The organism is Nocardioides sp. Iso805N (assembly GCF_000364605.1).
Lineage (GTDB): Bacteria > Actinomycetota > Actinomycetes > Propionibacteriales > Nocardioidaceae > Nocardioides.
Genome location: NZ_KB822577.1, coordinates 236,249 through 254,144, shown reverse-complemented (window position 1 = coordinate 254,144; position 17,896 = coordinate 236,249). Strand labels below are relative to the sequence as shown.

15 protein-coding genes are annotated in these 17,896 nt (G+C 70.8%); 5 read left to right on the top strand and 10 right to left on the bottom strand.

Features of this window, described 5'->3' with window-relative positions; translation table 11 throughout:
- Positions 1–81: 81 nt before the first annotated feature.
- Both purM and purF read right to left on the bottom strand, forming a co-directional pair.
- Positions 82–1,146: a phosphoribosylformylglycinamidine cyclo-ligase gene (purM, locus tag H036_RS0108810; protein WP_017934419.1), complete on the bottom strand. Its 1,065-nt coding sequence runs from the start codon at positions 1,144–1,146 to the stop codon at positions 82–84.
- Between the two features lie 29 nt (positions 1,147–1,175).
- Complete coding sequence (gene purF, locus H036_RS0108805) at positions 1,176–2,723, bottom strand: amidophosphoribosyltransferase (RefSeq protein WP_017934418.1); 1,548 nt, start codon at positions 2,721–2,723, stop codon at positions 1,176–1,178.
- 116 nt (positions 2,724–2,839) lie between these two features.
- Here purF and H036_RS24345 point away from each other — a divergent pair, with 116 nt between their 5' ends.
- Positions 2,840–4,666: a sensor histidine kinase gene (locus H036_RS24345; protein WP_017934417.1), complete on the top strand. Its 1,827-nt coding sequence runs from the start codon at positions 2,840–2,842 to the stop codon at positions 4,664–4,666.
- Positions 4,663–6,474, top strand: a complete 1,812-nt coding sequence (locus tag H036_RS0108795; protein WP_026145901.1) for a sensor histidine kinase — start codon at positions 4,663–4,665, stop codon at positions 6,472–6,474. The genes H036_RS24345 and H036_RS0108795 overlap by 4 nt, the downstream gene beginning before the upstream one ends.
- 4 nt (positions 6,475–6,478) lie before the next feature.
- Here the strand turns inward: H036_RS0108795 and H036_RS0108790 are convergent, their stop codons facing one another.
- The 3 genes from H036_RS0108790 to H036_RS0108780 all read right to left on the bottom strand — a co-directional run bounded on the left by H036_RS0108790 (position 6,479) and on the right by H036_RS0108780 (position 8,845).
- Positions 6,479–7,816 carry a dipeptidase gene (locus tag H036_RS0108790; protein WP_017934416.1) on the bottom strand — a complete coding sequence of 446 codons (1,338 nt, stop codon included), beginning with the start codon at positions 7,814–7,816 and terminating at the stop codon, positions 6,479–6,481.
- 103 nt (positions 7,817–7,919) lie between these two features.
- Entirely contained in the window at positions 7,920–8,294 is a 375-nt protein-coding gene (locus H036_RS0108785) for a sterol carrier family protein (protein WP_017934415.1), read from the bottom strand.
- A complete protein-coding gene (locus tag H036_RS0108780; RefSeq protein ID WP_017934414.1) occupies positions 8,294–8,845 on the bottom strand; it encodes a helix-turn-helix domain-containing protein in 552 nt (183 codons plus the stop codon). The genes H036_RS0108785 and H036_RS0108780 overlap by 1 nt, the downstream gene beginning before the upstream one ends.
- A 67-nt stretch (positions 8,846–8,912) precedes the next feature.
- Here H036_RS0108780 and H036_RS0108775 point away from each other — a divergent pair, with 67 nt between their 5' ends.
- Positions 8,913–10,181: an MFS transporter gene (locus H036_RS0108775; protein ID WP_017934413.1), complete on the top strand. Its 1,269-nt coding sequence runs from the start codon at positions 8,913–8,915 to the stop codon at positions 10,179–10,181.
- On the opposite strand, the gene H036_RS0108770 is transcribed toward H036_RS0108775, so the two are convergent.
- From H036_RS0108770 to H036_RS0108760, 3 genes are all read right to left on the bottom strand, one after another.
- Positions 10,153–10,704: a Uma2 family endonuclease gene (locus H036_RS0108770; protein WP_017934412.1), complete on the bottom strand. Its 552-nt coding sequence runs from the start codon at positions 10,702–10,704 to the stop codon at positions 10,153–10,155. The two genes, H036_RS0108775 and H036_RS0108770, sit on opposite strands and share 29 nt — an antisense overlap.
- Positions 10,705–10,851: 147 nt before the next feature.
- Positions 10,852–13,122, bottom strand: coding sequence for a phosphoribosylformylglycinamidine synthase subunit PurL (gene purL / locus H036_RS0108765; RefSeq protein ID WP_017934411.1), 2,271 nt, complete (start codon positions 13,120–13,122; stop codon positions 10,852–10,854).
- A 109-nt stretch (positions 13,123–13,231) separates the two neighbouring features.
- Positions 13,232–13,774 (bottom strand): TetR/AcrR family transcriptional regulator, encoded by a 543-nt coding sequence (locus H036_RS0108760; protein WP_017934410.1) that lies wholly within the window; start codon positions 13,772–13,774, stop codon positions 13,232–13,234.
- Positions 13,775–13,930: 156 nt separating this feature from the next.
- On the opposite strand from H036_RS0108760, the gene H036_RS0108755 reads away from it, so the two are divergent.
- Positions 13,931–15,373 carry an MFS transporter gene (locus H036_RS0108755; RefSeq protein WP_017934409.1) on the top strand — a complete coding sequence of 481 codons (1,443 nt, stop codon included), beginning with the start codon at positions 13,931–13,933 and terminating at the stop codon, positions 15,371–15,373.
- A 105-nt stretch (positions 15,374–15,478) separates the two neighbouring features.
- Positions 15,479–16,891: a glycoside hydrolase domain-containing protein gene (locus H036_RS24340; RefSeq protein ID WP_017934408.1), complete on the top strand. Its 1,413-nt coding sequence runs from the start codon at positions 15,479–15,481 to the stop codon at positions 16,889–16,891.
- A 72-nt stretch (positions 16,892–16,963) separates the two neighbouring features.
- On the opposite strand, the gene purQ is transcribed toward H036_RS24340, so the two are convergent.
- Entirely contained in the window at positions 16,964–17,632 is a 669-nt protein-coding gene (purQ, locus tag H036_RS0108745) for a phosphoribosylformylglycinamidine synthase subunit PurQ (protein ID WP_017934407.1), read from the bottom strand.
- Positions 17,629–17,874 (bottom strand): phosphoribosylformylglycinamidine synthase subunit PurS, encoded by a 246-nt coding sequence (purS, locus tag H036_RS0108740; protein ID WP_017934406.1) that lies wholly within the window; start codon positions 17,872–17,874, stop codon positions 17,629–17,631. The genes purQ and purS overlap by 4 nt, the downstream gene beginning before the upstream one ends.
- Positions 17,875–17,896 lie beyond the last annotated feature (22 nt).

Here is a 17,896-nt window from a genome sequence, read left to right as displayed (position 1 = left end):
CCTGTTCGGTGCCGCCAAACGCACACCCACGGATCGAAAAGGCGTTCGCGCGCGGCGAACGTCACGTTTCGAGGGGGTCCCTCACCAGCCCGCGTGCTGGCCGACGAGCTCCACCCGACCGCCCGCGGCGCCCGTGGGGGCAGCCGTCACCTCGCCGGCGACCCAGGCCTCGATGCCGCTCTCCGCGAGTACGGCGAGGGCGGCCTCGACCGCGTCGGGAGCGGTCAGCGCGACCATGCCGACACCCATGTTGAGGGTCGCCTCGACATCGGGCTGGGAGACGTCGCCGGTGCGCTTGACCAGGTCGAAGATCGGCCCAGGGGTCCACGTCGAGCGGTCGATGGTGACCGCCACCGACGCCGGCAGCACGCGCTCGAGGTTGTTCGCCAGGCCACCGCCGGTGACATGGCTCATCGCGTGCGTGGCGGTCTCGCGGGCCAGGCGCAGCGCCGGCTTGGTGTAGAGGCGGGTGGGGACGAGCAGCTCCTCGCCCAGGGTCTTGCCGAGCTCGTCGATGTGCCGCTCCAGCGGCAGCGCGGCGGTCGTGAGGAGCACGTGCCGCACCAGGCTGTAGCCGTTGGAGTGCAGGCCGCTAGAAGCCATCGCGATCACGACGTCGCCCGCGACGACCTTGTCGGGGCCCAGCATCGCGTCGGCCTCGACCACACCGGTGGTGGCGCCTGCGACGTCGTACTCGCCCGGCTCGAGCAGGCCGGGGTGCTCGGCGATCTCGCCGCCGACCAGGGCCACGCCGGCCTCGGCACACGCGTTGGCGATGCCGGTCACGATCGCGGTGATGACCTCGGGGACGACCTTGCCGGTGGCGATGTAGTCGGTCATGAAGAGCGGCTCGGCACCGCAGACGACGAGGTCGTCGACGACCATGCCGACCAGGTCGAAGCCGATCGTGTCGTGGATGCCGAGCGCCTGCGCGATCGCAACCTTGGTGCCGACGCCATCGGTCGAGGTGGCCAGGACCGGCCGGTCGTACGCCTTCAGCGCGCTGGCGTCGAAGAGGCCGGCGAAGCCACCGAGACCGCCGATCACCTCGGGCCGCTTCGTCTTCGCGACCGCCCCCTTGAACATCTCGATCGCGGCGTCCGCTGCGTGGATGTCGACACCGGCTTGGGCGTAGGCGTTGGTCACTGGACTCCTCGTGGATCGAGCTGGCGAGATCAGGGGTTGTTGAGGACCGGGAGGGCCTTGCCGGCCGTCGGGGACTGCAGCGAGACCTCGAGCAGGTGCTTGCCGAGCAGGCTCTCGTCGGGGAGGGCGACGGGGTACTCGCCGGTGAAGCAGGCGGCGCAGAGCTGGTCCGCGGGCTGACGAGTCGCCTCGATCATGCCCTCGAGCGAGATGTAGCCCAGCGAGTCGGCGCCGATGGAGGCGGCGATCTCGTTGACGTCGAGGCCGTTGGCGATCAGCTCGGCGCGGGTGGCGAAGTCGATGCCGTAGAAGCACGGCCACTTCACCGGCGGGGAGGAGATCCGCACGTGCACCTCGGCGGCACCGGCCTCGCGCAGCATCCGGATCTGGGCGCGCTGGGTGTTGCCGCGCACGATCGAGTCGTCCACGACCACGATCCGCTTGCCCCGGATGACGTGCTCGAGCGCGTTGAGCTTGAGCCGGATGCCGAGCTGGCGCAGCGTCTGCGACGGCTGGATGAAGGTGCGTCCGACGTAGGAGTTCTTCACGAAGCCCTGGCCGAAGGGGATGCCGGACTCCTCGGCGTAGCCGGTCGCCGACGGCGTACCGGACTCCGGCACCGGGATGACCAGATCGGCCTCGACCGGGAACTCACGCGCGAGCACGCGGCCCATCTCCACACGCGACTCGTGCACGTTGCGGCCGGCGATGTTGGCGTCGGGTCGGGCGAGGTAGACGTACTCGAAGACACAGCCCTTGCGGGCCGGCTCGGCGAACTTGTGCGAGCGCAGTCCGTCCTCGTCGATGACGATCATCTCGCCCGGCTCGATCTCTCGTACGACGCTGGCACCGACCGTGGCCAGTGCGGCGTCCTCGGAGGCGACCACCCAGCCGCGGTCCAGGCGGCCCAGGACGAGCGGACGGATGCCCTGCGGGTCGCGGGCGGCGTACAGGGTGTTCTCGTTGATCCAGACCAGGCAGAACGCGCCCTTGACCAGCGGCAGCAGCTCGATCGCACGCTGCTCCAGGCTGGTGTCGGGGTGGTGCGCGAGCAGCTCCGTCAGCAGCGAGGTGTCGTTGGTCGAGACCGGCTCGGAGGCACGGACCGGGTCGGCCGCACGCTCGGGCAGCGCGGCGACCATGTCACGAAGGTCGTGGGTGTTGATGAGGTTGCCGTTGTGGCCCAGCGCGATCGAGCCGTCAGCCGTCGGCCGGAAGGTGGGCTGTGCGTTCTCCCAGGTGGAGGCGCCGGTGGTGGAGTAGCGGGCGTGACCGACGGCCAGGTGACCCTTCAACGAGTCGAGGGTGGTCTCGTCGAAGACCTGCGAGACCAGGCCCATGTCCTTGTAGACCAGGATCTGGCGGCCGTTGCTCACCGCGATGCCTGCCGACTCCTGGCCACGGTGCTGGAGCGCGTAGAGACCGAAGTAGGTCAACTTGGCGACGTCCTCACCTGGCGCCCAGACGCCGAAGACGCCGCACTGGTCCTGAGGGCCCTGGTCGTGGGGGTCGAGGGCCGCGGTCAGCCGACCGTCGCCTCCTCGGCGGGGACTGCCGGTGCGACTCGTGTAAGGCACTCATCCATCGTACGGGCCACCCGCCATCGCGGCCGAAACCGCGCGAAGAGGTGCGCGGATGCTCCACACTTGGGTCGCTCCCAGTCCACCCCACCCAGCCGGTGACGATGTTCTCCATGCTCTCGCCCCTCGGCGTCGCCGACGCTGACGGTGATCTCGACGACCTGCTGCAGTCCTCGTTCGACCTGATCGCCGACGCCACCTGCGCGTTGGCCGGCTTCACCGCCGTCGCACTGATGGTCCGGGTCGGGGAGATGGTGCGGAACGTCGCGATCTCGGGCAACGAGGACGCTCGAGCCGCCCTGCTCGGCGCGGAGATCCCGCTGGCCGATCTGGAGAGCATCCTGCCCAGCGGCGAGCAGCACGGGCGCTACATCTTCCTGCCTGCCGAGGCCGACTACCCGGAGTCGTTCGACGGGCACTCCTGGATCCCACCGATCGAGGCCAGCGACGACCCGGAGCGCTGGCACCCCGAGGACGCCCTGCTGGCGCCCCTGCGCGACGACGACGGCGACATCGTCGGCATCTTGAGCCTCGACCTGCCGGCGAGCGGACGCCGCCCCGCCGGCGCGGAATGGGACGCGCTGCAGGTCTATCCGGAGCAGGCCCGCAACGGGCTGCTCGCCGTGCTCGAACGGCTGAAGGTCGCCCAGCAGCTGCACCAGTTGGAGTCGGCACGCGACCTGATCCGGGCCGCCATCCATGACTCGGGCGACGCGGCCGGCACCCGGGAGACCGGGGAGACCGGCGAGACCGGCGAGAAGCTGGAGCCGGTGCTGCGCCGGGTCGGCAATACCCTGTTGACCCACTTCGGGCTGGACGCAGCGTGGTTCCATGTGTTCGGCGGACCGGGCCGGGAGTCGACCACGCTCGACACGACGGGGCCCCGCGACCTGCCCATGGAGCTGCGCTTCATCCCGTACGGCGAGGACATCTCCCGGCGGCTGTGGAGCGCGCAGGAGCTCGCCGTGCTCGGTCGCACGCAGCGGATCAACGTGGACGAGTCCAACACCGGCGCCCTCGAGCTGGCCGGCGCCTACCTCGCGGACAACGACGTCGAGTCGATGCTCTACGTGCCGCTGGGCGTCGGCGCCGAGTGCCTGGGCCTGATGATCCTGCTCCGGCCCCTGGGAGCACTGCCCTGGCGGCGGGTCGAGCGCGAGGCGATCGTCGAGATCGGGCGCGACCTCGGCGGGCTGATCGCCGGCGTGTTCGCCCGGCAGCGGGACGAGCAGGTGCTCGCCGACCTGCGCGTCCTGGAGGCCTACAAGAGCGAGATGGTCTCCACCGTCTCGCACGAGCTGAAGAACCCACTCGCCGCGATCCGGACCAACCTCGAGCTGCTCGCGGAGACCTCGGCCCCCGACGAGGCGGCGTACCTGCTGGCGGCGGTACGCCGCAGCGCCGCCCGGATGTCGGCCATCGTCGAGGACCTGCAGAGCCTCGGCTCGGCCAGCAGCGCCGCGCACCGAGGCGTGCGGCCGGTCGAGCTCGACAGGATCCTGCGCGACGTCTGCGCCCACAACGAGGACACCGCGCAGCGGCGCGGGCTCCGCCTCACCCTCGACCTGCCTGCTCGCAGCGTGCTCGTCGCGGGAGCGGCGGCAGAGCTGGACCGGTTGGCCGGCAACCTGGTGAGCAACGCGGTGAAGTACTCCCCCGCCGGCGGCGAGATCCGGGTCTCGCTCACCGAGGTCGGCGACGGCGCGGTGCTGAGCGTCTCCGACGACGGCATCGGCATCTCGGCGGAGGACCAGGCGCTGCTGTTCACCGAGTTCTTCAGGACCAACAACGCCGAGGCCCTCCTCGAACCCGGCACCGGCCTCGGCCTGGCGATCGTACGTCGGATCGTCGAGCGCCATTCCGGTCGCATCGAGGTCGACTCCCAGCTTGGCGAGGGCAGCACGTTCCGCGTCCACCTTCCCCGCGAGGTGGCGAGATGACGGCCGTGGGCGGGCAGCCGAGCGGCTTCCGCCCCGACCCCACCGACACCCGCTTCTTCGAGTTGGTCGCCGACGGAGTCGGCCGGATGCTCGGCTTCGGCATGGTCGTGGTCAGCGTCCGCGACGGCGACGAGCTGGTGGCGGTCGCGGTCGCCGAGGGCGGCGAGCTCGGCCGCCTGCCCGATGGTCGGCCGGTGCCGGCAAGGGGGCTCCTCGGCGCGCGGTGGCACGTCGACGAGGCCGCCGAGGTCCTCGCCGCGAGCGAGGACTGGGGCACCTACAAGTTCAGCGGCCGCTACCGCACCGATGACGGCGCCCGCGGGGCCGGCGACGCCGGCGGGTCCGATGATCTCGACGACCTCGGTCGCTGGCATCCCCAGAGCGCCCTGCGAGCGCCGAGCTACGCGCCCGACGGCCGGCTCATCGGGATGCTCAGCGTCGCGCTGCCGCACGACGGCCGGGTGCCCGGCCCGGAGCAGCTCGCGGTTCTCGAGCGCTACGCCCGTCAGGCCGGGAAGGCGATCTTCTCCGCCTTGGAGCGCAACCGGCTGGCCGAGCGGGCGCAGCTGCTGCGCATCGCGCGCGACGCCGTACGCCGGGCCTCGGCGCACACCACCCTCGCAGGTGCGGTCGATGAGGCGAGCTCCGCGATCTTCGAGGGCTTCGACGTCGTCGGCCTGCGGGTGCGCATCTTCGATGCGGAGGAGCCAGGGTTCGTCCGGGGTCTGGGGCAGCGGCCGATCTCGATGAGTCGCGAGCTGCTGGCGGTGAGCGAGGCCGCTGCCGAAGAGCTGTGGCGCCGCGGCGAGGTCCTGGTCCGCGGCGTGCGCCAGCCCCTGTCTCCGACCCAGCTTCAGACGGCCGCCACCCAGATGGTGCTCGCGGATCTGGCCGACAACGGGCTCGACTCGTTGCTGCACGTCCCGCTGGGCTCGGGCGAGCACTGCTGGGGCGCGCTGGTGCTGCTGCGCGACGTCGGTGCACCGCTGTGGACCGACGTGGAGTGCGCCGTCGCGCTCGACATCGGTCGCGACCTCGGGCGGGTGCTGCACCGCGCTCGGATCCAGGAGCGGCAGCGTGCGCTGATCCGCGACCTCTCCGCCCTCGACGACTACCAGAGCAGCCTGATCGGCACGGTCGCGGAACAGCTGCGCGGACCCCTTCGGACGATCGAGGAGAACCTCGAGCGGATCGGTGACCCGGCTCGTGCCATCGACGAGGCGGCCGTGGCCGGCATCGAGCAGGGCGCCGGTGTGATGATCAAGGTGGTCGAGGCGCTGCTGCTGCTCTCCCGCCTCGCGCATCCCGACGACCATCCGCACCGCGAGGTGCTCGACCTGCGCACCATCGTGCGCGGTACGACGAAGGCGGCAGGCCCCGAGGCCGCGGCCAAGGGGCTGGCGCTCAGCGCCCGGCTGCCGCTCGGCCCGGTGCTGGTGAACGGCGACGGTGACGAGCTCAGCCGGCTGATCTGCGAGCTGATCGAGAACGCGTTGCGCTACACCCCGACCGGGGGCTCGGTGACCGTGCGGCTCGAGCAGCACGGCACCGAGGCCTCGCTCACCGTCGCGGACAACGGCATCGGCATCCCCGAGGACGAGCGCGCGCACGTCCTGGACGACTTCTTCCGCGGTGCCGCCGCGCGGGCCGGCGGGCCCTCGGGCATCGGGCTGGGCATGCCGATCGTCGACCGCATCGTCCGGCGCCACGGCGGCAGCTTGGAGATCCAATCGGAGGTCGACCCGGAGGTCGGGACCGGGACCCAGGTGCGGGTCACGCTCCCGACCAGCACCGTCGCCGGGGCCTGAGGGATCAGCCCTGGGCGAGGTTGCGCAGCAGCAGCGCCTCGCCGAGCACGACCCGCTCGAACTCGGCCAGGTGCAGGCCCTCGTTGGGCCCGTGTGCACGGGTGTCGGGGTCCTCGACACCGGTCACCAGCACGCTGGCGGCCGGGAACGCCTCCTTGAACTCGGCGATGAACGGGATCGATCCGCCCACGCCCATGTCGATCGGCGCGACGCCGTCCCAGGCCTCGGTGAAGGCAGCGCGCGCCGCGTCGTACGCCGGACCCGTCGCCTCCAGCACCGTCGCCTCGCCGGTGTCGATCACCTTTGTGGAGAGCTCCGCGCCCCACGGCACGTGCTTCTCGAGGTGGGCCTGCAGCCGCGCCACGGCGTTCTCGCCGGTGTCGCCGGGTGCGATCCGGATGGTGACCTTGGCCCGGGCGACCGGAGTCAGCGTGTTCGAGGCGCCGTCGACCTTGGGGGCGTCGATGCCGGTGACGGTGACGGCCGGCTTGGTCCACAGCCGCTCGACCGAGGAGCCGGTGCCGACCCAGTGGGTGCCCGGCGCGGCGCCGGACTCCGCCCGGAGCCGCTCCTCGGGGTAGTCGACGTCCGCGGCCGGGCCGCTGACCAGGCCCTCGACGGCGCACGAGCCGTCCTCGGTCCACAGCGTGCTGAGCAGGCGGGTCAGCGCCATGATCGCGTCCGGCACCAGGCCGCCCCACATGCCGGAGTGGACCGCGTGGGTGAGCGTGCGGACCTGGACGTCGACGCGGATCAGCCCGCGGAGCGAGGTGGTCAGGGCGGGGACGCCGATGTCCCAGTTGCCGGAGTCGCCGATGATGATCACGTCGGCCTTGAGCCGGTCCTGGTGCTTCTCCAGCAGCTCGGGCAGGGTCGCCGAGGCGACCTCCTCCTCGCCCTCGATGAAGAGTCGCAGCGTCACCGGCAGACTGTCACCGAGGGCACGCACCGCGCCCAGGTGCATGGCGATGCCCGCCTTGTCGTCGGCCGCACCTCGGCCGTAGAGCCGGTCGCCGCGCACGGTCGGCTCGAAGGGCGCGCTGTCCCAATCGGCCGGGTCGTTCTCGGGCTGGACGTCGTGGTGGGCGTAGAGCAGCACCACCGGGGCGCCCTCGGGGCCCTTCTTCTCGCCGACGACCGCCGGCGGGGCACCGTCGTAGGCCCGGACGATCTCGGCCTCGAAGCCCTCGGCGGCGAAGAGGGCGCGGGTCTTCTCCGCACTCTTCTCGACCTCGCTCAGCCGGGCCGGGTCCGCGCTCACGGACTCGATCCGGACCAGATCCTTCAGGTCTTCCAGCAGGGCCGGCATGAGGTCGTGGACGGTCGTCTTGAGGTCGGTCATGGACCGAGCGTAATCGGCCGGGCAGATCACCCCGGAGCCGGCGGTGGCACACGCCTGGGTCGGATCGATGTCGTGGGGGCGGGGTGCCGTTGCGGCGGCCCGACTACGCGAGGGGCAGGTATGGAGCCAGGTCGGCCCGCTCGCCGCTCGCGCTGATCCGGCCGCTGTCCTGCGCCTCGCTCCAGGTGGACTCGCCGGTCGCCAGCTCGATCCAGGTCGCGGCGTCGGTCTCGATCACCGCCGGCGGCGTGCCGCGGGTGTGCCGTACGCCGGGAACGCACTGGATCGCCGCGAACGGCGGCACCCTGACCTCGACGCTCCGGCCCGGCGCCTTGGTCTCCAGCAGTGCGAGGTAGTGCTTGGTCAGCAGCTTGAGGTCCGCCTTGGCGGGAGCCTCGCCCGCTGCCGCGGCGGCGCGGAGGCGGCCGAGTGCGGCGAGCACGTCCTCGCGCGCGGCAGGCTTGAGCCGGGCAGGCATCAGTCGTCCTCCGGATAGGGCTGGATCAGCTGGTAGACCGAGTAGGTCACCCGGCCGTCGTCATGCCCGCGGGTGCGGTCGCGCCAGCGCTGGTGGAGCTGCTCGATCTCGTGGGCGAACTCGACCAGCTCGTCGGGGTGGAAGCGCAGGGACGCGTTGAAGACCCACTTCTCGGCGTCGGGGACGTCCGGCTCGACCGAGCGATCGACCAGCTGGTGGCCCCAGGCACGTGCGCTGCGGCGGTAGACCTCCATCGCCGCGTCGCCGCCGGGTTGGGCGAGCATGTCCTCGCTGCGGAAGGAGATGCCGTCGTCGGCGGCCATCCGCCAGACCCGGTCGCGCTTGTCGCGGGCCTCGTCGGGCGCCTCCTCCACGAGTCCGTACTTCGCCAGCTGGCGAAGGTGGAAGCTCGCCTGGTTGGCCGGCATGTCGAGGGTCCTGGCGACGTCGGCAGCGCGCAGGGAGCCGCCGGCGTAGAGCTCGGAGAGGATCCGCCGGCGCGCCGGGTGCGCGATCGCACGCAGGATCCGCGGGTCGTCGTACTGGGCCACGAGGGGATCCTAGCGAATTCCGCACGCACTATTGCGCAACGATCGTTGCGCAACATAGGGTGCGGGTATGGCCGCACCCTTCGAACAGCACTGGCGCGCACTGGCTCGCAACCACGACTTCAGCGTGTTGTGGGTGGGCCAGACGATCTCCGAGCTCGGCACCCGGGTGAGCACGTTCGTCTATCCACTGCTCGGCTTCGCCCTCACCGGATCGGCGCTGTGGGCCGCATCGGTCGAGGCTGCCTACCTGCTCGGCATGGTGACCACGCTGCTTCCGGCCGGCCTGCTCGCCGACCGCTTCCACCGGCTGCGGATCATGCGGATCTCCTCGGCCCTCGGCGTGGTGCTCTACGCGTCCCTCGTCGTCGCCGGCATCCTCGGCGTGCTGACGATCGGGCACCTGTTGGCGGTCGCGCTCGCGACCGGCGTCGCGAGCGGGCTGTTCTCGCCAGCGGAGATGTCGGCGATCGGCGCCGTCGTCGCCGACGAGGAGATGCCCACCGCGATGGCCCAGCAGCAGGCTCGCCAGCATGTCGCCGGCCTGGTCGGCGCCCCGCTCGGGGGCGTGCTGTACGGCCTGACGCGCTGGGTGCCGTTCCTCTTCGACGCCGTCTCGTACGCCGTGGCGTGGGTCTGCCTCGGCCGGATCAGAGCCGACCTGTCGGCCGCACCCGTGTCCGTCTCCAGGCCGGTGCGTGACCTGCGCGAGGGGCTGCACTTCACCTGGCAGCAGCCCTACCTGCGGGTGCTGCTGATCTGGTCACCGCTGGTCAACCTGACGACCAACGCCCTGTTCCTCGTCGCGATCCTCCGCCTGGTCCAGGACGGCACCCCGCCGACCGCGATCGCCATCGTCGAGGTGGTGGGTGGACTGTGCGGCATCGCCGGCGCTGCCTTCGCGCCGTGGCTGATCGACCGGTTCCCGACCGGCCGGCTCACCCTGGCGGTCGTGTGGAGCATGCTGCCGCTGATGCTGCCGATGGCCTTCTGGGGCGCCCCGCTGGTCGTCGCCGCAGGGTTGGGCGCGATCCTGCTGCTCAACCCGGCCGGCAACGCCGGCACCAGCTCCTACCGGATGGCGGTCACGCCGGGTCCTCTCGTCGGCCGGGTGCAGTCGGCGATGCAGTTCACCTCGCTCGCCCCGATGCCGCTCGCCCCGGTCCTGGCCGGCCTGCTGCTCGGAGGTGTCGGCGGCCGGGAGGCGATCCTGGTGCTGGCCGCACTCACCGCGTTGGTCGCGCTCATCCCCACGCTCTCGCGAGCGGTGCGCTCGGTCCCCCGCCCGGCCGAATGGCCGACGGATCGCGTCAGCGCTCGGTCAGCCGCTGCGGCGTGACCTCGACGGCGAACGGGCGCTCCAGTCGCATGGTCTCCTCACCGACCGCGCGGCCCGCCTCGACGTACGCGCCGTCACCGAGCTCCCAGGCGACCACGGACGGCTCGTCCGGGTCGACCACCCAGTAGTGCCGGCAGCCGAAGTCGCGCAGCCGCGCATGCTTGGTGGTGAGATCGGTCGTGCGAGTGCTCGGCGAGAGCACCTCGATCGCCAGCACCGGCGGGGCCGGCAGGTTGCGCTCGGTGAGATCGGCCATCCGCGCGATCAGCACGTCCGGCTCGAAGGCGGTGTAGTCGTCGATGACCACGTCGAACGGTGCCGTGAACAGCTCCCAGGCGGGCAGCGTCAACGGGTCCAGAAGACGCACCAGCTGGAGAACCACGCGCTGGTGCAACCGCGAGGGCGAGGGACTCACCAGCAGCGCCCCGTCGAACAGCTCGTAGCGACGCCCGTCATCGGGCATGCGCTCCAGGTCGGCATACGTCAGCGGGCGCGACGGGACCGGGAGGTCGAGGGTGCTCATAGCAGTCATGGTAGGTCTCCTTCGAGGTCATGACCACGAGTCAACGGCCGCCTCAAGAGACGCACAACGGCCGCCTCGACGCCTGTGGAGACCGGTGCCGGAGGCGGCCGTTGTGGACGAAATCCGCCAAGTTGGTAGCCCAGCCGATCAGCCCAGCGCGGCCGGCAGAGTGGCCTTCCAGGCGGCGGTGAGCTCGTCGAGCGGGATCTCGATCCGGCCCGCAGCCGTGTCGACGGCGTACGACGACCCGCCGGTCTCGCCCAGCTCGGTCAGCGCCACGCCGTGCTTGGCGGCGAGCTCGGCGAGCGTGCCTGCGCGCTCCGCGGGCACCGTCACGAGCACGCGCGCGGTGGACTCGGAGAACAGCGACACGAACGGGTCGCCCTCGACCGCCACCGAGACGCCGATGCCCGAGGTCATCGCGGGCTCGGCCAGTGCCTGCATGAGGCCACCGTCGGAGAGGTCGTGCGCGGAGGAGGCGACGCCGACCAGCTCGTGCAGCAGCTCGGCCAGCGCCTTCTCGGCGGCAAGGTCGACCCGCGGGGGCAGGCCGCCGAGGTGACCGTGCGCGACGTGGGCCCACTCGGAGCCGGAGAGCTCGTCGCGGGTCTCGCCGAGCAGGAAGACGCGCTCGCCGGCGGCCTGGAACTTCGACGGCGTGCGCGCCGTGACGTCCTCGATCACGCCGAGCACCGCCACCACCGGCGTGGGGTTGATCGCCACATCGCCGGTCTGGTTGTAGAGCGACACGTTGCCGCCGGTGACAGGGATGCCGAGCTCGAGGCAGGCATCCTTGAGGCCGCGGCAGGCCTCGGCGAACTGCCACATCACGGCCGGGTCCTCGGGCGAGCCGAAGTTGAGGCAGTCCGAGATCGCCAGCGGCACCGCGCCGCCGGTGGCGACGTTGCGGTAGGACTCCGCGAGGGCCAGCTGAGCACCGGCGTAGGGGTCGAGCTTGGCGAAGCGGCCGTTGCAATCCGTGGAGACCGAGACGCCCAGGTTCGTCGACTCGTCGACCCGGATCATGCCGGAGTCCGACGGCTGCGCGAGCACGGTGTTGCCGCGCACGTAGCGGTCGTACTGGTCGGTGATCCAGGACTTGTCGCACAGGTTGTCCGAGGCCACCAGCGCCAGGACGGTCGAGCGCAGCTCTGAGGCCGAGGCCGGACGGGCGAGCGTCTCGGCGCCGTCGGCCTGGAGGGTGTCCTGCCACTGCGGGCGGGCGAAGGGGCGCTCGTAGACCGGACCCTCGTGGGCGACGGTGCGCGGGTCGACGTCGACGATGGTCTCGCCGTTCCAGTCGATGACCAGGCGACCGCTGCCGGTGACGGTGCCGATGGTGGCGGCCTCGACGTCCCACTTCTTGCAGATCTCGTAGAACGTGGCCTCGTCCTCGGGCGCAATGACGGCCATCATCCGCTCCTGCGACTCGCTCATCAGGATCTCCTCCGGCGCGAGCGTGGAGTCGCGCAGCGGCACCTTGGTCAGCTCGACGTGCATGCCACCGTCGCCGGCCGCGGCCAGCTCCGAGGTGGCGCACGAGATGCCGGCGGCGCCGAAGTCCTGGATACCGCGCACGATGCCGGAGGCGAACAGCTCCAGCGTGCACTCGATCAGCAGCTTCTCCATGAAGGGATCACCGACCTGGACCGAGGGTCGCTTGGCCGGACCGTCCTCGTCGAACTCCACCGAGGCCAGGATCGAGGCGCCGCCGATGCCGTCGCCGCCGGTGCGGGCGCCGTACATGATGACGAGGTTGCCCGCTCCCGAGGCCTTGGCGAGGTGCAGGTCCTCGTGCTTGAGGACGCCGATCGCGAGCGCGTTGACCAGCGGGTTGCCCAGGTAGGAGGCGTCGAAGACCGCCTCGCCGCCGATGTTGGGCAGGCCGAGGCAGTTGCCGTAGCCGCCGACGCCGGCCACGATCCCGGGCAGCACGCGGTGGGTGTCGGGCTCGGAAAGCGGGCCGAAGCGCAGCGGGTCCATCACGGCGACCGGGCGGGCGCCCATCGCGAGGATGTCGCGGACGATGCCGCCCACGCCCGTCGCGGCGCCCTGGTAGGGCTCGACGTACGACGGGTGGTTGTGCGACTCGACCTTGAAGGTGACCGCGTAGCCCTGGCCGACGTCGAGCACGCCGGCGTTCTCGCCGATGCCGGCGAGCATCTTCCCGGCGGGCGTCTCCTGCGGGATCTCACCGAACTGCCGCAGATGCACCTTGGAGGACTTGTAGGAGCAGTGCTCGCTCCACATCACCGAGTACATCGCGAGCTCGGCGCCGGTCGGGCGACGCCCGAGGATGCGCTTGATCTCGGCGTACTCGTCCTCCTTGAGCCCGAGCTCGGCCCACGGCTGGGACCGGTCGGGATCGGAGGAGGCGTTGGTGACGGTGTCAAGGACGGGCTGCACGGGCGCGGTCACGGCGCCAAATCTATCCGGCGCGGGCCGTCTGCACCGACTCGGCGATGAGCCGCGGACGCCAGCCCCGCGCCAGGATCAGCCCCAGGTCCGCCTCAGGGTCAGCCCGGCGTCAGGCCAGCAGGCCGTCGGCGACGACCTCGAGCATCGGCCGTACGGCGTCGGTGTCGAGGTCGGCGTTGTCCGCGACGGTGGCCACGCCGCCGATCAGCCGCGCCATCTGCAGCGGCTCGATGCCGCTCTTGAGGGCGTCGCCGAGCTCGTCGATCACCCGACCGTTGGCCTGGGTGAGGATCTGGCACTTGGTCAGGATCGGCGAGGCCGGATCGCCCATCGCCGAGGTCAGCTTGGCCGGGTTGCCCTTGTAGGAGCTGATCAGGCCGACATAGCTGTCGAACCAGCCGAGCAGCACCTCACGCGGCGAACCCTCGCGCGCCAGGGCCTTCTCGGTGGCGACGTCGACACTGTCGACCCACGCCTGCATGACGGCGTCGAGCAGCGCGTCGCGAGTCGGGAAGTGCCGGTAGAGCGTGCCGGCACCCACGCCTGCCTTCTTGGCGATCTCGTCGAGCGGGGCGTCGTAGCCCTTCTCCCGGAAGACCTGCCGCGCCACTCCCACGATCTTGTCGTAGTTGCGCTTGGCGTCTGCGCGCACGGCCTTCCTCCTCCTGGATCCGGGCTGGATCGGTGCTGCACGACCATAGCCCCTTGCTAAACGGAGACATTCTCCGTATCGTTGTCAGCGAACCGGAGGAACTCTCCGGGTTCAACTGTACCTCGGCCTCTCCGGCCAGAACAGGAGAAACCATCCATGTCTTCGACCGTACTGTCGCGCGCCCACAAGGCGCCCCTGCCCACCGAGCTGCCGCCGAACGCCGGACGCGCCGCCACGGGCATCTTCATCGTCCTGATCGCCCAGCTGATGCTGGTCCTCGACGCCACTGTCGTGAACGTCGCCCTCCCGCACATCTCCACTGATCTTTCCTTCAGCCCGGCCGGACTGTCGTGGGTGCTCAACGGCTACACGCTGGCCTTCGGCGGACTGCTGCTGCTCGGTGGCCGGCTCGGTGACGTCTTCGGACGGCTCCGCGTCTTCTGGCTCGGCCTGGCCGTCTTCACGCTCTTCTCCTTCGTCGGCGGCTTGGCCCAGTCCGCCGAGATGCTGGTCATCAGCCGCGCCCTGCAAGGAGTCGGCGCGGCGATCGCCGCCCCGTCGGTGCTGGCCCTGCTGACCACCAGCGCGCCCGACGAGGCGGCGCGCAACCGCGCACTCGCCCTCTTCACGGCCGTCTCCTCGGGCGGCGGCGCGCTCGGGCTGATCCTCGGCGGCGTGCTGACCGACCTGATCTCGTGGCGCTGGACGCTGTTCATCAACGTCCCGATCGGGCTGTTCGTCCTGCTGACCGTGCGCCGCTTCGTCACCGAGACACCGCGCCGTCCCGGTCGGTTCGACATCGTCGGCGCCATCTCGGCGACCGGTGGTGCGGTGGCGATCGTGTGGGGCCTCATCGGTGCCCCGGACCACGGGTGGGGCTCCGTGCACACCATCGGTGCGCTCGCACTGGGCGCCGTCCTCATCGCCGTCCTGGCGGTGACCGAGCGCCGGGTCGCCCACCCGCTGCTGCGCCCCAGCCTGCTGCGTAGCCACGATCGCGTCGCCTCGCTGGCGATCATGGCCATGTTCTACGGCGGCATGATGGCGATGTTCTTCCTGATGGTGCAGTTCCTCGAGGACGACCTCGGCTTCTCGCCACTCACCACCGGGCTGGCGTTCCTGCCGATGCCGCTGAGCATCTTCACCCTGGCCCGGATCACGCCCCGCCTGGTCGCCCGCTTCGGTCAGCTCCCGCTGATCGTGGTCGGCACGACCGGCATGACCCTGGGCTTCCTGCGACTGGCTGCGCTCGGCTCCGGCGCCGGCTACGTGGACGTCTTCCCCTCCCTGCTCACCCTGGGCATCTCGGCGGGCCTGACATTCATGCCGATCACCTCGCTGGTGCTGCGCGGCGTCGAGCCGGAGCACGCCGGTGCCGCCTCGGGTCTGCTGCAGACGATGCAGCAGCTCGGCGGCTCGGTCGGGCTGGCCGTGATCGCCTCGGTATACGCCGCCAACGCCGTACCGGGCGACTTCCTGCACGGCGCACGTTCCGGCTTCCTCGCCTCTGGGATCCTCGCGGGGCTGGCTCTGGTCAGCGCGCTCTCCCTGGTGGCGCGGCGGATGCCGAGGCGGGCACCGCGGGCCGTGCTCGACTGACCCGGAAATCGCGTTGCCCCAGGTCAGAAGGCATTTAATTACATCCATGTAGTTCACCGCGAAGCCTGTTACTCGTGTGACTGGAGTGCTTAGAGTGCTCTCGCCATGCCTGTCATCTCGCCTCGCAACCTCACCGCCGCAGGCCTGCTCCGACTCCTCGGAGCAGGCCTTGCGGCCCTGTTGGTCGCCACCCTGCTCACCGTCCCGCACCGCGCCGGGTCCGCCCCGATCGCACTGGTCAAGGCCACCGCCTCGACCAACCCCCCGACACCGGGCAGCTTCACCGGCTACGGCTTCGACCAGTGCCAAGCTCCGAGCCAGGCGGCGATGGACACCTGGCTGGCGACCTCGCCGTACCTGGCGGTGGGCGTCTACATCTCGGGCAACTCGCGGGCCTGCCGCACCCAGACCAACCTCAACGCCACCTGGGTCAGCACCCAGCTGGCCAAGGGGTGGAAGCTGCTGCCGATCACGCTCGGCCCCCAGGCCAGCTGCAGCACGCGCTTCCCGCGCTACGGCACCGACCCGGTCATCAACGCCACCAAGACCAGTGGCAAGTACGCCGCGGCGACCGCCCAGGGCAAGGCGGAGGCGGACAAGACCCTCGGCGTCGCGGCCGGCCTGGGCCTGGTGCCCGGCAGCACCATGTACTACGACCTGGAGGCGTTCGACTCCACCAAGACCAGCTGTCGCGAGTCGGCGCTGACCTTCCTGTCCGCCTGGACCACCGAGATCAAGGCGCACGGCTACCTCTCCGGCGTCTACTCCAGCGCCAGCTCGGGGCTGAAGATGCTCGACCAGGTCCGGCAGACGACCCCGACCGCCTACGTGCTGCCCGACCAGGTCTGGATCGCGGACTGGAACAAGCAGGCCAACACCGCCTCGACCTACGTCTCCAGCACCGGCTGGATGCCGCACGCCCGGGTCAAGCAGTACGTCGGGGGCCACAACGAGACCTACGGCGGCGTGACCATCAACATCGACCGCGACTTCCTCGACGTCGGACAGGGCAGCACCGCTCCGGCCGAGTCGCACTGCGGCGGCGTGCCGGTGGACTTCTCGACGTACCCGAACCTCAAGGTGCCCGCGCCCGGCAGCACGGTGCCGGCCTCGAGCAAGCCGTACGTGAAGGCGCTCAAGTGCCTGCTGACCGAGCGTGCGGGCTATCGCGGCAAGGTCAACGCGAAGTTCGGCAAGCCGCTGGTCGCGGCGGTGCACAGCTGGCGTGCCGCTCACCGGTTCGCCACCACGTCCAGCACCTGGAACAAGAAGCTGTGGCTCTCGCTCTTCGCCACCAACGCCCGACCGACGCTGAAGTACGGCTCGGCGTCGAGCGCCGTCCGCGATCTCCAGCGCGCGCTGACCATCGCGGTGCCGACCGCGCGGCCCGCCATCACCGGCCGCTTCGACAGCCTCACCGCGACGGCGCTGACGGCGTACCAGAAGAAGCTCGGGGTCAAGCACCAGGGGATCGCCGCCGCGACCACCTGGGCGATGATCGGCGCAGGCAAGCGCTGAGGCACCTGCGCCCGGTACGAAACGGTGGCGGCGACGGCGTGTCGCCCACCGTTTGGTACGGGGCGCGGGTGCTCAGGCGAAGACGCGCTCGACCACGCCGGCGAAGAAGCCGAGGCCGTCGGTGCCGGAGCCGGTCAGGTCCTCCACGGCATGCTCGGGGTGCGGCATCAGGCCGACGACGTTGCCGCGCTCGTTGGTGATGCCCGCGATGTCGCGCAGCGATCCGTTCGGGTTGCCGTCGAGGTAGCGGGCCACGACCCGGCCCTCCCCGTCGAGCCGGTCGAGGGTCTCGCCGTCAGCGACGAAGCCACCCTCACCGTTCTTGAGCACGATGGTCACCTCGGCACCCTCGGCGTACGTCGAGGTCCAGGACGTCCGGTTGTTCTCGATCCGGAGACGCTGGTCCCGGCAGACGAACTTGCGGTGCTCGTTGCGGATCAGCGCACCCGGGAGGAGGTGCGACTCGCACAGGATCTGGAAGCCGTTGCAGATGCCGAGCACGGGCATGCCCTTGCCGGCGGCCTCGATCACCTCGGCCATCACCGGCGAGAACCGCGAGATCGCGCCGCAGCGCAGGTAGTCGCCGTAGGAGAAGCCACCGGGCAGGATCACCGCGTCCACGCCCTTGAGGTCGTGGTCGCCGTGCCACAGCGCCACTGCCTCGTTGCCTCCGATGCGGACCGCGCGGGCGGCGTCGACGTCGTCGAGCGTGCCCGGGAAGGTGACGACGCCGATCTTCACTTCTGGTCCACCCGGACGGTGTAGTTCTCGATGACCGTGTTGGCCAGGAAGGTGTCGGCGATCTTCTCGATCTCGGCCAGGACCTCGTCGGTCACCTCGGGCACCTCCAGCTCGAAGCGCTTGCCCTGGCGGACCTCGCTGATCCCGGAGAAGCCGAGCCGCGGCAGAGCACCGAGAACAGCCTTCCCCTGCGGGTCGAGGATCTCGGGCTTGGGCATGACGTCGACGACGACTCGAGGCATGGCGCGGATTCTATCCGGCACA

Excerpts from the sequence above, each read along its gene's own strand:
- H036_RS24345 (WP_017934417.1), top strand. The coding sequence starts at position 2,840 with ATGCTCTCGCCCCTCGGCGTCGCCGACGCTGACGGTGATCTCGACGAC.
- H036_RS0108795 (WP_026145901.1), top strand. The coding sequence starts at position 4,663 with ATGACGGCCGTGGGCGGGCAGCCGAGCGGCTTCCGCCCCGACCCCACC.
- H036_RS0108790 (WP_017934416.1), bottom strand. The coding sequence starts at position 7,816 with ATGACCGACCTCAAGACGACCGTCCACGACCTCATGCCGGCCCTGCTG.
- H036_RS0108785 (WP_017934415.1), bottom strand. The coding sequence starts at position 8,294 with ATGCCTGCCCGGCTCAAGCCTGCCGCGCGCGAGGACGTGCTCGCCGCA.
- H036_RS0108775 (WP_017934413.1), top strand. The coding sequence starts at position 8,913 with ATGGCCGCACCCTTCGAACAGCACTGGCGCGCACTGGCTCGCAACCAC.
- H036_RS0108770 (WP_017934412.1), bottom strand. The coding sequence starts at position 10,704 with ATGAGCACCCTCGACCTCCCGGTCCCGTCGCGCCCGCTGACGTATGCC.
- H036_RS0108755 (WP_017934409.1), top strand. The coding sequence starts at position 13,931 with ATGTCTTCGACCGTACTGTCGCGCGCCCACAAGGCGCCCCTGCCCACC.
- H036_RS24340 (WP_017934408.1), top strand. The coding sequence starts at position 15,479 with ATGCCTGTCATCTCGCCTCGCAACCTCACCGCCGCAGGCCTGCTCCGA.
- purS (WP_017934406.1), bottom strand. The coding sequence starts at position 17,874 with ATGCCTCGAGTCGTCGTCGACGTCATGCCCAAGCCCGAGATCCTCGAC.